Source organism: Micromonospora sp. RTBAU3-60, from assembly GCF_054963695.1.
Genome location: NZ_JBUEGB010000024.1, coordinates 94,462 through 106,851 on the forward strand (window position 1 = coordinate 94,462; position 12,390 = coordinate 106,851).

General features: G+C 73.4%; 10 protein-coding genes. 2 read left to right on the forward strand and 8 right to left on the reverse strand.

Features of this window, described 5'->3' with window-relative positions; translation table 11 throughout:
* Positions 1-6: 6 nt before the first annotated feature.
* The 4 genes from ACY34I_RS23035 to guaB all read right to left on the reverse strand — a co-directional run bounded on the left by ACY34I_RS23035 (position 7) and on the right by guaB (position 5,738).
* A complete protein-coding gene (locus ACY34I_RS23035) occupies positions 7-1,470 on the reverse strand; it encodes a M1 family metallopeptidase (protein ID WP_462757138.1) in 1,464 nt (487 codons plus the stop codon).
* A gap of 84 nt (positions 1,471-1,554) precedes the next feature.
* Entirely contained in the window at positions 1,555-2,952 is a 1,398-nt protein-coding gene (locus tag ACY34I_RS23040; protein WP_462757139.1) for a M1 family metallopeptidase, read from the reverse strand.
* A 76-nt stretch (positions 2,953-3,028) separates the two neighbouring features.
* Entirely contained in the window at positions 3,029-4,147 is a 1,119-nt protein-coding gene (locus tag ACY34I_RS23045; RefSeq protein ID WP_148793605.1) for a GuaB3 family IMP dehydrogenase-related protein, read from the reverse strand.
* Between the two features lie 28 nt (positions 4,148-4,175).
* Positions 4,176-5,738, reverse strand: a complete 1,563-nt coding sequence (guaB, locus tag ACY34I_RS23050) for an IMP dehydrogenase (RefSeq protein WP_462757140.1) — start codon at positions 5,736-5,738, stop codon at positions 4,176-4,178.
* 197 nt (positions 5,739-5,935) lie between these two features.
* On the opposite strand from guaB, the gene ACY34I_RS23055 reads away from it, so the two are divergent.
* The gene (locus tag ACY34I_RS23055) at positions 5,936-6,346 is read left to right on the forward strand and encodes a DUF5319 domain-containing protein (RefSeq protein WP_148793602.1); all 411 of its coding nucleotides are present in this window, start codon (positions 5,936-5,938) and stop codon (positions 6,344-6,346) included.
* A 16-nt stretch (positions 6,347-6,362) separates the two neighbouring features.
* Here ACY34I_RS23055 and ACY34I_RS23060 read toward each other — a convergent pair whose 3' ends face one another.
* Positions 6,363-7,178 (reverse strand): helix-turn-helix transcriptional regulator, encoded by an 816-nt coding sequence (locus ACY34I_RS23060; RefSeq protein ID WP_462757141.1) that lies wholly within the window; start codon positions 7,176-7,178, stop codon positions 6,363-6,365.
* Between the two features lie 251 nt (positions 7,179-7,429).
* On the opposite strand from ACY34I_RS23060, the gene ACY34I_RS23065 reads away from it, so the two are divergent.
* The gene (locus ACY34I_RS23065; RefSeq protein ID WP_148793599.1) at positions 7,430-7,813 is read left to right on the forward strand and encodes a WhiB family transcriptional regulator; all 384 of its coding nucleotides are present in this window, start codon (positions 7,430-7,432) and stop codon (positions 7,811-7,813) included.
* Positions 7,814-7,948: 135 nt separating this feature from the next.
* Here the strand turns inward: ACY34I_RS23065 and ACY34I_RS23070 are convergent, their stop codons facing one another.
* From ACY34I_RS23070 to groES, 3 genes are all read right to left on the reverse strand, one after another.
* Positions 7,949-9,562 (reverse strand): molybdopterin-dependent oxidoreductase, encoded by a 1,614-nt coding sequence (locus ACY34I_RS23070; RefSeq protein WP_462757143.1) that lies wholly within the window; start codon positions 9,560-9,562, stop codon positions 7,949-7,951.
* Positions 9,563-9,692: 130 nt separating this feature from the next.
* Positions 9,693-11,339, reverse strand: coding sequence for a chaperonin GroEL (gene groL / locus ACY34I_RS23075; protein ID WP_462757142.1), 1,647 nt, complete (start codon positions 11,337-11,339; stop codon positions 9,693-9,695).
* Positions 11,340-11,409: 70 nt separating this feature from the next.
* Positions 11,410-11,724 carry a co-chaperone GroES gene (groES, locus tag ACY34I_RS23080; RefSeq protein WP_018222648.1) on the reverse strand — a complete coding sequence of 105 codons (315 nt, stop codon included), beginning with the start codon at positions 11,722-11,724 and terminating at the stop codon, positions 11,410-11,412.
* Positions 11,725-12,390: the final 666 nt, after the last annotated feature.

A 12,390-nucleotide genomic window follows, 5' to 3' on the forward strand; every position in this document is an offset into this window, starting at 1 on the left:
TCGGCCTTACCGCGGCTTCGGCGCGGCCGGCCGCTCGGTGCCGTAGAGCCAGGCGTCGAAGAGCTTGCCGAGCTTCTTGTGCGAGATCCGCTCGGCGAGGGCCACGAAGTCGTCCGTGGTGGCGTTGCCGTTCTTCTTCTCCTCGGCCCAGGTCCGCAGGATGGTGAAGAAGGCGGAGTCCCCGACGGCCACCCGCAGCGCGTGCACGGTCATGCCGCCCCGCTCGTACACCGACTGGCTGAACAGGTTCGCCACCCCCGGCTTGCCCGGCGGGGTCCGCCAGACCTGCCCCGACGCGCCCGCGTACTTCTGGTCGAAGGTCCCCTGGACGGTGGACTCGCCGGTGTGCTCGGCCCAGAGCCACTCGGCGTACGTGGCCAGGCCCTCGTTGAGCCAGATGTCCTGCCACTTCTGCAGCGCCACGCTGTTGCCGAACCACTGGTGGGCCAGCTCGTGCGCGACCACCCCGGTGTTGTCGCCCTGCCGGAAGAAGCTGGCCGAGTAGACCGGCCGGCTCTGCGTCTCCAGCGCGTACCGGATCCGGTCGTCGGCGACCACCACCCCGCCGTACGCGTCGAACGGGTACGGCCCGAAGACGCTCTCCAGGTAGTCGGCGACCTCGGTGGTCCGGGCGATCGACCGGTCCGGGGCGCCCGCCGCCACCTTCGTGGAGACCGCGCTGTACACCGGTCGTCCCTTGTGCTCCCCGGTGGTCACCCGGAACTTCCCGATCGCCACCGTGGTCAGGTAGCTGGCCATCGGCGACCCCTCGGACCAGCGCCAGGTGGTCCAGTCACCCTGAGTGGTCCGTCCCTTCGGGACGCCGTTGCCGACCGCGGTGAGCCCCTTGGGCACGGTGATCTCGAAGTCGTAGGTGGCCTTGTCGGAGGGGTGGTCGTTGACCGGGAACCAGGTGCTCGCCGACTCCGGCTGGCCCAGCGCGATCGCCCCGTCGGAGGTGTGCAGCCAGCCGCCCTCGCCGAGCACGTCGTTGGCCAGGGCGGCCGGCTCGCCGTCGTACCGGACCTCGACGAGGAAGCCGTTGCCGGAGGTCAGGCCGGTGGCCGGGGTGATGACCAGTTCGTCGTCGGTGCGGGTGTGGGCGGCCTCAACCCCGTCCACGGTCACCGACCGCACGGTCAGCCCGGCCAGGTCCAGGTTGAACGCGGACAGGTCCGCCGTGGCGGTGGCCCGCACCACGGTGGTGCCGGTGAGCTGGTCCTTCGCCGGGTCGTAGCGCACCTGCACGGTGTAGTGGGCGACGTCGTAGCCGCCGTTGCCGTAGCTCGGGAAGTAGGCGTCACCGGCCCCGGCCGCCCCCGGTCCGAAGGTCCGCGCGGCCGTCGCGGTGGGCGGCCCGACCGTCGGCGCGCCCGGGTCCGGGTCGGCCGAACCGCAGCCGGCGAGCAGCAGCGTGCCGCAGACCAGCAGCCCGAGCCGTCGTCGTCCGCCCCGCAGCGCCCGCGTCATCGCCCGATCCCTCCTCGGCCCGGCGCGACCCGTGCCGGGGCCGCTCCGCCCGCGGCAGCCTACCGAGCGACGATCACGTGCGCGTCACGGCAGGGCGGGCGCGGTGGCACCGACCAGCCAGGCGTCGAACAGCGGGCGCAGCGACCGGCCGGCGACCTGCTCGGCGTACCCGACGAAGTCGGCGGTGGTGGCGGTGCCGTTGCGCCGCTCGGCCAGCCAGCCGCGCAGCACGCGGAAGAAGGTCTCGTCGCCGACCGCGCGGCGCAACGCGTGCACGGCCAGCGCACCCCGCTGGTAGACCGCGTCGCCGAACATCGCCGCCCGGCCCGGATCCACCGACGGCTTCGTCCAGTCGGTCGCCGCGTACCGGTCGGCGAAGGCCTGGGTCACGGGGCGGACGCCGTCGTGCTCGTTCCAGAGCCACTCCGCGTACGTGGCGAAGCCCTCGTTGAGCCAGATGTCCTTCCATCGGGACAGCGAGACGCTGTCGCCGAACCACTGGTGGGCCAGTTCGTGCGCGACCACCTCGGTGTTCGCCCGGCCGCCCCGGAAGAAGCCCGGCCCGTAGACCGGCCGGGTCTGGGTCTCCAGCGCGTACCCGATGCGCTCGTCGGCGACCGCGATGCCGCCGTACGCGTCGAACGGGTACGGCCCGAAGCGCTCGGCCAGGAAGTCGGCGACCTCGCCGGTCCGAGCCAGCGCGGTCGCGGCCGGCCCGTCCGCCGGCAGCCCGGCGGCGACCGCGGTGACCAGCGGCTTCCCGGCGTGCGTGCCGGTCGACACCCGGTAGTTCCCGATCACCAGGGTGGTCAGGTAGCTGGCCATCGGCGCCCCCTCGGACCAGCGCCAGGTGGTCCAGCCGTCCTGGCTGGACTGTCCCTTCGGCACCCCGTTGCTCAGCGCGGCGAGTCCGGCTGGGACGGTCACCTCGACGTCGTAGGTGGCCTTGTCGGAGGGGTGGTCGTTGACCGGGAACCAGGTGCTCGCCGACTCCGGCTGGCCGAGCGCGATCGCCCCGTCGCCGGTGGCGTGGAAGCCGCCGTCGCCCAGTTCGCCGCTGGGCAGCGGCTGCGGCACCCCGCCGTACCCGACCTCGACGGTGAACCGCTTCCCCGCCGGCAGGCCGTGCGCCGGGGTGACCACCAGCTCGTTGCCGTCCCGGCGATGGGTGGCCGGGGCGCCGTCGACGCGTACCTGGTCGACGGTGAGGCCGGCGAGGTCGAGGTGGAACCGGGACAGCCCGGTGGTCGCGGTGGCGGTGACGGTGGCCTGGCCGGTGAGCCGGTCGCTGGCCGGGTCGTAGCGGACCCGCAGCGCGTAGTGGGCGACGTCGTAGCCGCCGTTGCCGGCCCCCGGCACGTACGGGTCGCCGAGGTCGGCCGCCCCCGGCCGGAAGCGTGCGTCGTCGTCCTCGTCGGTGCACCCGCCGGCCAGCAGCGCGACGGCCAGCACCGCCGCGGACCACCGCCGCCCCCGTGTCATCCGCCGAGCCTAGACGCGCGACGGCGCGGGTGGGACGGAATCCCCACCCGCGCCGTCGGTCGTCGGTCGCCTTCGGTCAGCGGTCCAGGACCAGGCCGACCTTCTGGAACTCCTTGAGGTCGCGGTAGCCGCACTTGGCCATCGCCCGGCGCAGGCCGCCGAAGAGGTTGAGCTGACCGTCCGGCTCGTCGGCCGGGCCGAACAGCAGCTTCTCCATCCCGCCGAGCGGCTCGCCGGCCACCTCGAACGCGCCGCGCGGCAGCGACGGGTGGCTGGCCGCCGAGTGCCACCAGGCGCCGCCGGCCGGGGCCTCCTCGCACCGGGAGAGCGGCTCGCCCAGCATCACCGCGTCCGCGCCGCAGCCCAGCGCCTTGGCGATGTCGCCGGAGGTCTGGATGTCGCCGTCGGCGATCAGGTGCACGTACCGGCCGCCGGTCTCGTCCAGGTAGTCGCGGCGGGCCGCGGCGGCGTCGGCGATGGCGGTGGCCATCGGCACCCGGATGCCGAGCACCGACTCGGTGGTCGACCAGTCGTCGCCGCCGATGCCGACGATCACGCCGGCCGCGCCGGTGCGCATCAGGTGCAGCGCGGTCTTGTAGTCGGTGCAGCCGCCGACGATGACCGGCAGGTCGAGGTCGGCGATGAACTCCTTGAGGTTGAGCGGCTCGTCGGTGGTGGAGACGTGCTCGGCGGAGACGATGGTGCCCTGGATGACCAGGATGTCCACGCCGGCGTCGAGGATCACCGGAGCGAGCGCCAGGGTGTGCTGCGGGGAGACCCGGACGGCCACCGTGCCGCCGCCGGCCCGCAGCTCGCGGACCCGCTCGGCGATCAGGTCGGGGCGGATCGGCTCGGCGTACACCTCCTGGAGTCGCTTGGTCGCCCGGGCCTCCTCGTCCAGGCCGGCCAGCTCCTCCAGCACCTTGGTCGGGTTCTCGTAGCGGGTCCACAGGCCCTCGACGTTGAGCACGCCGAGGCCGCCGAGCTGGCCGAGCTGCACCGCCGAGGCGGGGCTCATGGTCGCGTCGGACGGGTGCCCGACGCAGGGGATGCCGAACGGGTACGCGTCGAGCTGCCACGCGGTGGAGACGTCGTCGACGTCCCGGGTGCGGCGGCTCGGCACGATGGCGATCTCGTCCAGGTGGTAGCCGCGCTGCGCGGTCTTGCCCAGCCCGATCTCGACCACGTCACGCATGGGGACTCCAGGTGGTTGGGGGTGATGGTCAGCGGGAGTGGTAGTTGGGCGCCTCGACCGTCATCTGGATGTCGTGCGGGTGGCTCTCCTTGAGGCCGGCCGCGGTGATCCGGATGAGCTGGCCGCGGCGGTGCAGCTCGGGGATGCTCTCGGCGCCGACGTATCCCATGGCGGCGCGCAGGCCGCCGGTGAGCTGGTGGGCGACCTGGGCGAGCGGGCCCCGGTAGGGCACCTGGCCCTCGACGCCCTCGGGGACCAGCTTGTCCTCGGCGAGCACGTCCTGCTGGAAGTACCGGTCCTTGGAGTAGGACTTGCCCTGGCCGCGGGACTGCATCGCGCCGAGCGAGCCCATCCCCCGGTACGCCTTGTACTGCTTGCCGTTGATGAAGATCAGCTCGCCCGGGCTCTCCTCGCAACCGGCGAGCAGGCTGCCGAGCATCACCGTGTCGGCGCCGGCCACCAGGGCCTTGGCGATGTCGCCCGAGTATTGGATGCCGCCGTCGCCGATCACCGGCACGCCGGCCGGGCGGGCCGCCCGCGCCGCCTCCATGATCGCCGTGATCTGCGGTACGCCCACCCCCGCGACGATCCGCGTGGTGCAGATGGCGCCCGGGCCGACGCCCACCTTGACGCCGTCCGCGCCCGCGTCCACCAGCGCCTTCGCCCCGGCGTACGTGGCCACGTTGCCGCCGACGATGTCGATCGCGACGTCCTTCTTGAGCCGGGCGACCATCTCCAGCACGGCCCGCTGGTGGCCGTGCGCGGTGTCCACGATCAGCACGTCGACGCCCGCGTCGACCAGGGTCCGGGCCCGCTTGTACGCGTCCTCGCCCACGCCGACGGCGGCGGCGACCCGGAGCCGGCCGGCGGAGTCCTTGGTGGCGTTCGGGTACTGCTCGCTCTTGGTGAAGTCCTTGACGGTAATCAGCCCGCGCAGCTTGCCCGACTCGTCGACGATCGGCAGCTTCTCCACCTTGTGCCGGCGCAGCAGGTCGAGCGCCTCGTCCTTGCTCACCCCGACCGAAGCGGTGACCAGCGGGGTCCGGGTCATGATCTCGCGGACCGGGGTGGCCGGGTCGGAGACGAAGCGCATGTCGCGGTTGGTGACGATGCCGACCAGCTGGCCCTGGCCGTCGACCACCGGCACGCCGGAGATCCGGTACCGGCCGCAGAGCGCGTCGACCTCGCGGAGGGTGTCGTCCGGGCTGGCGGTCACCGGGTTGGTGATCATGCCGGACTCGGAGCGCTTGACCAGATCGACCTGGAGCGCCTGGTCCTCCACGGAGAGGTTGCGGTGCAGCACCCCGATGCCGCCCTGGCGGGCCATGGCGATCGCCATCCGCGCCTCGGTGACGGTGTCCATCGCGCTGGACAGCAGCGGCACGTTCAGCTCGATGGTCCGGGTGAGCTTGGTGCGGGTGTTGACCCGGCTGGGCACCACGTCCGACTCGCCGGGCTGGAGAAGCACGTCGTCGAAGGTCAGCCCGAGCGGCACCACCCGCGCCGAGCCGGCCGGCAGCTCGGGCAGGTGACCGCCCAGCTCGCCGCCGTCGGCGCCGGCAGGAAGGTTGGTGCTGGGCGAATTCTCCACGATTGCTCCCCTGAGCTGTTTCGGACGGGCTTCAGCGAGGCGGCGCGCGCCTGGACCGGCGCACGCCGGGTGACGGCGCGTCGCTTCATCGTACCCACTGGGCAGCGCCGGGCCCGGCAGCGGCGGGCCAGGGTAGGCGGCGCCACAGGGAGTCCCGGGGGCGGGCTTTTCGGGGTGGCGGGGACTACGGTGAGGGGGTGCACGACGAGCCCATCGACCCGTTCAACGGCGACCCGGCCGATCCGGCTGCCGGCCTGCACGACCCGCGCGAGGACGACCCGCTCGACCCGCTGACCGAGGTCGAGCGGCAGGACGTCCTGGAGGACCTCGCCGACCTGGAGATCTACCAGGCCCTGCTGCAGCCGATCGGGGTGCGTGGCCTGGTCATCGAGTGTGAGGACTGCCGCGAGCCACACTACTTCGACTGGGACCTGCTCCGGGGCAACCTGCGCCACCTGCTCAACTCCGGGCGGCCGCGGGTGCATGAGCCGGCCTACGACCCGGACCCGGACCACTACGTCAGCTGGGACTACGCCCGGGGCTACGCGGACGGCGTGCACGACACGCTGACCGAGGGCACCGAGGACGACACGCCCGCCGAGGACTGACCGCCGGCCGCGCCGCTCAGGCCACCAGGCCGGCGCGGAAGCCCGCCGCCACGGCGTGCGCCCGGTCCCGGGCGCCCAGCTTGCGGAACAGCCGCCGGGCGTGCGTCTTGACGGTGTCCTCCGAGACGAACAGTTCCCGCCCGATCTCCGCGTTGCTCTTGCCCTCGGCCATGCCGAGCAGCACCTGAAGCTCCCGCTCGGTCAGCCCGACGGCAGCGCGGGCGTTCGGCGCGGCGCGCTGCGGACCGCCGGCCGGCGCGGCCTCGGTGCCGGCCGGGTCGGGCGCGTCCTCGCCCCGCTGCACCGGCACCATGGTGGGGGCGCCGCCCGGGCCCTCCGGCGGGCTCGCCGACCAGGCCGGCGTCGACCCAGCGGGAGTACGCCCCGGCGCGGCCGACCGGGCCGTCCCGCCGACCGCCGCGGCGTCCCGGGCCGGGTCGGTCACCCGGTGCTTGGCGGCCCGGCCGGGGGCGGCGAGCAGCAGCAGGGCCTTCGCCACCGCGCTGGTCAGATCGTGGTCGGTGCCCTGGATGAGCCCGCGCGCTCCGGCGCTGATGGTGGCGGCGGCCGCCTCCGACTCCTCGACCCCGAGCAGCAGCACCGCGGCCTGGGGCGCCCGGGCGAGCACCCGCCGGACGAAGCCCGCGCTGTCCGGCCGGGTGAGGGCGGTGTCGGCCAGCACCACGTCGACCGGACGTTCGGCGAGCCGCAACATCACCTCGGGATCGGAGACCGCCGTCCGGACGACGCCGGACAGCCCGAGCCGCGCCGCCGCGGAGGCCAGGTGCTGGGCCGCGATTGGTGTCCGAACGCACACGAGAACGCTACGCACAGTCGTCTCCTCTCCGCCTCAGAGCAGACCACGACGGGGTCCGCTCAGGAGGAGGTTCCGGGCAATCATCGGAACTTTTCCGGCAGATGGGGCATATGCCGCCTACTGTCCGGGGTTTTCGATCAAAGATGTGTGAGCGCGGGACAGCCCGGGTATCGAGGGGCCAGCCGGAGAGGTGTCCCGCGCGGACCGCCGACCGGTAGCTGGCCACGAAGGATTCTCCGCGGTGCCGCGCGGGAGGAGGGGTGCTGATGTCGAACGTACGCAGACTGCCTGGACCCATCATCGACCTGTGGGACTGGCAGCGGCTCGGTGCCTGCCGGGGGAGGGACAGCGCGCAGTTCTTCCACCCCGACGGGGAACGTGGCTCCTCGCGGCTGCGCCGCGAGTCCGGCGCCAAGGCCGTCTGCCGGGCCTGCCCGGTGCGGGCCGAGTGCGCCGCCCACGCCCTGTCGGTCCGCGAGCCGTACGGCGTGTGGGGCGGGTTCAGCGAGTCGGAGCGGCTCCGGCTGCTGGCCCTCGGCTGGGAGGACCTCGCCGACCGTCGGCACTCCCGGGTCGACGTGGCCCGGTTGGAGGCCCGGCTCGGCCAGCCGCACAAGTCCACCGTGCCGGCACAGCGCAAGGTCGCCTGACCGGCCGCACCGGCATCCCGACGCCGCGTCCCCACCGGGGCGCGGCGTCGTTTCTTGATCGACACTGTCTCGCCGATGTTGCGGTATCCGAGCGACCGGGGCACCGCAACGTCGCGTATGTGGAGTGGATCAAGCTCAGCCGACGGTGACCCGGACGGTGTGCCAGCCGGTGGCCCCGTCCGGCGCGACCGGCCGCCGCTCCCCCGGCTGCGTCTCGCCGTCGGCGTCCGTGGCGCGTACCTGCAGGGTGTGCTCGCCCGGGGTGGCGGCCCAGCGCCAGGACCACTGCACCCAGGTGTCCACCGAGACCGTCGGGGCGAGCACCGCCGGCTGCCAGGGGCCGTCGTCGACGCGTACCTCGACGGCCCGGATGCCCCGGTGCTGGGCCCACGCCACCCCGGCGACCATGACCGGGCCGGCGGTGAGCCGAGTGCGCGGCCGCGGCGTGTCGATCCGCGACTGGGTCCGCACCGGCCCCTGCGCCGACCACCCACGCGGCACCCAGTACGCGTCGAAGTCGGCGAAGCTGGTCAGCTCCAGCTCGGTCACCCACTTGCACGCCGAGACGTACCCGTAGAGCCCGGGCACCACCATGCGCACCGGGAAGCCGTGCTCGACCGGCAGCGGCTCGCCGTTCATGCCGACCGCCAGCAGCGCGTCGCGGCCGTCCCGCAGCACCGCCGTCGGGGTGCCGCAGGTCCAGCCGTCGACCGAGCGCCCGACCACCTGGTCCGCGCCCTCCTCCGGCTCGGCCTCGTCCAGCAACTCCCTGATCGGTACGCCGAGCCACCGGGCGTTGCCGATCAGGTCCCCACCCACCTCGTTGGAGACACAGGCCAGCGTGACGTAGCGCTCGACCATCGGCCGGGCGAGCAGCTCGGCGAAGCTCAACTCGATCGGATTGCGCACCCGGCCGTGGATGCGCAGCCGCCAGGTCGCCGGGTCCACCTGCGGCACCACCAGGGCGGTGTCGATCCGGTAGAACGCCCGGTTCGGCGTGACGTAGGACGCGAGCTGGCCCACCGACAGGTCCGCGCCGGCCGGCACCGGCGGGGCGGGCGCCACCGGGGTGGGCAGGGCCACCGCCTGCCGCGCCGCCGAGACGCCCCGCCGGCCGGCCAACCAGTGCCCGCCGAGCCCGGCCACCGCCGCCGTCCCGGCCAACAGGCCGACACCGCGCAGGAACCGCCGCCGCGACCCCGGATCGCCGCGCTCCAGTGGCTCCCACCCGGCGAGGGGCTGCTCCGAAGCGAGCGCGGCGACGGCCGGCGGTGGCGTGGGCCCGGCCCGGTGTGCGGTGCCCGGGGCCGCCGGCCCGGAATCCACCCGCAGCGGGCCGGCGACGAAGGCCCAGAGCGTCAGCGCCCCCAGCCCGCCGCCGACCAGCGCGGGCAGCGCGTCGGCGGCGTCCGCGCCGGCCCGGGTCAGCGCGGCGGCCACCCCGAGGGCGGCGAACCCGGCGATACCGGCCAGGCCGATCCACCACCGCCGGGCCGCCAGCACGCCGAGCAACGCGGCGAACGCGGCCAGCAGCACCGCCGTCCCGACCAGCAGGGCGATCTTGTCGTACGTGCCGAAGACCGCGATGGCGAACTGCTTGAGCGGCTCGGGCACCACGTCGACGACCAGCCCGCCGACCGCGATCAGCGGCGCGGAGCGGGGTCCGGTCAGGACGGCCACCGGCTCGGCGGCGCCGATCGCCACGGCCGCTGCGGTCACCCCGGCCAGCGCGGCCCGGGGGCGGGACATGCTGCTCACGCCGACCAGTGTGGGCGCGCCCACCCGCCGACCACCAGCCACGTCAGCGTTCCGTAAGCAGATGCGAGTCAGGGCACACCGCGTCTGCGGTGTGCCCTGACTCAGGCCGTACGGGTCGGGATCAGAAGCCCGGGCCGTGCTGGTGGCCGTGACCGTGGCCGTGGCCGTGCCCACCGGCGGCGGCCGGCTCGGCCTTCTCCGGCTTCTCCACCACCAGGCTCTCGGTGGTGAGCAGCAGGCCGGCGATCGAGGCGGCGTTGGTGACCGCGTTGCGGGTCACCTTCACCGGGTCGATGATGCCGGACTTGACCAGGTCGACGTACTCGCCGCGGGCGGCGTCGAGGCCGTGGCCCCACTCCTTGCCGGCGACCTTCTGCACCACCACGTAGCCGTCGTGGCCGGCGTTCTGGGCGATCCAGCGCAGCGGCTCGACCAGCGCCTTGCGCACGATCGAGACGCCGACCTTCTCGTCACCGGTGAAGCCCAGGTCGTCGTCGAGCGCCGGCAGGATCTGGGCCAGGGCGGCGCCGCCGCCCGGGACCGTACCCTCCTCCACCGCGGCCTTGGTCGCCGCGATGGCGTCCTCGATGCGGTGCTTGCGCTCCTTCATCTCGACCTCGGTGGCCGCGCCGGCCTTGATGACCGCGATGCCGCCGGAGAGCTTCGCCAGCCGCTCGGCCAGCTTCTCCCGGTCCCACTCGGAGTCCGAGGCCTCGATCTCCTTGCGGATCTGGGCGACCCGGTCGGCGACCTCCGCGGCCCGGCCGCCACCGTCGACGACGGTGGTGGTCTCCTTGTCGACCACGACACGGCGGGCGGTGCCGAGCACCTCCACGCCGACCTGGTCGAGCTTGTAGCCCAGCTCCGGGGCGACCAGGTCGGCGCCGGTCAGGATCGCCATGTCCTGGAGCATCGCCTTGCGGCGGTCGCCGAAGCCGGGGGCCTTGACCGCGCAGACCTTCAGGGTCTTGCGGAGCGCGTTGACCACCAGGGTGGACAGCGCCTGGCCCTCGACGTCCTCGGCGATGATCAGCAGCGGCTTGTTCTGCTGGAGGACCTTCTCCAGCAGCGGCAGCAGCTCCTCGATCGCCGAGATCTTCTGGGTGGTGATCAGGACGTACGGGTCCTCCAGGACCGACTCCTGCGCCTCCGCGTCGGTGACGAAGTTGGGCGAGATGAAGCCCTTGTCGAACTGCAGGCCCTCGGTCACCTCCAGCTCGGTGGTGAGCGCGGAGCCCTCCTCGACGGTGATGACACCGTCGCGGCCGACCTTCTCCATCGCCTCGGCGATCAGCTCGCCGATGGTGGCGTCCTGCGCGGAGATCGTCGCGACGTGCGCGATCGACTCCTTGCCGGCCACCTCGACGGCCCGGCCGAGCAGGGCCTCGGAGACCTTGTTCGCCGCCGCGTCGATGCCCCGCTTGAGGCCGGCCGGGTTGGCGCCGGCCGCGACGTTGCGCAAGCCCTCGCGGACCATCGCCTGGGCCAGCACGGTCGCGGTGGTGGTCCCGTCGCCAGCGACGTCGTTGGTCTTCGTCGCCACCTCCTTGACCAGCTGCGCGCCGAGGTTCTCGTACGGGTTGGTGAGCTCGATCTCCTTGGCGATGGTCACGCCGTCGTTGGTGATCGTCGGTGCACCGAACTTCTTGTCCAGGACGACGTTGCGCCCACGCGGGCCGAGAGTGACCTTGACCGCGTCCGCGAGGGTGTTGACACCGTGCTCGAGCAGGTGCCGGGCGTCGTCCGAGAAGCTGAGGATCTTCGCCATCGGTATCCCTTCGAAGCGACGCTGCCCCGGCCCGGCGAGCCGGACCGGGGCAACGACACTGATCGGTTGCTTACTTCTCGATGACCGCGAGGACGTCGCGGGCGGAGAGCACCAGGTACTCCTCGCCGGCGTACTTGACCTCGGTGCCGCCGTACTTCGAGTACAGGACGGTGTCGCCGACCTTCACGTCGATCGGCACACGGTTGCCCTTGTCGTCGATCCGGCCCGGGCCGACAGCGAGGACGGTGCCCTCCTGCGGCTTCTCCTTGGCGGTGTCGGGGATCACGATGCCCGACGCCGTGGTGGTCTCAGCCTCGTTCGCCTGGACCACGATCCGGTCCTCGAGCGGCTTGATCGCAACCTTGGTCGCGGTAGTCACGGGCATACCCTCCTGGGGTACTGGTTTCGTTGCCGGTCGGCATGCCGACCAGCGTCAATCTGCCACATGCCACCGGGCGGGGCCGTCGTCGCGGGTGCCGGTCCGCCTGGCGTTCAACCCCCGGACACCAGGGCCCGGGCGTTGGCACCCTCAGGGTGAGAGTGCTAATCGCAGGTTATTCCTCGGCTAGCACTCCGTCAAGGAGAGTGCCAACGCCGGCCCTCGTGTCGCCACCCTCCGGGCAACCCGGCTCGCCGCCCTCGCCAGATCGGCGACGTCGCGGTGTCCCCGGCCGCCGGACCCCGCCACGTGGGCAATGTCGCGATGTCCCGGGCCGCCGGACCCCGCCACGTCGGCGACCTCGCGGCGTCCGCCCCGCCGACACCACCACATCGGCGACCTCGCAGCGTCCGCCCCGCCGGCCCCCACCAGGTCGGCGACGCCGCGGTGTCCCGCCCCGCCGGACCCCACCACATCGGCGACCTCGCGGTGTCCCGCCCCGCCAACACCACCACATCGGCGACCTCGCGGCGCCCGCCCCGCCGGACCCGCCACGTCGGCGATATCGCGGTGTCCCGGGCCGCCGGACCCCGCCACATCGGCGACCTCGCAGCGTCCGCCCCGCCGACACCACCACATCGGCGACCTCGCAGCATCCGCCCCGCCGGACCC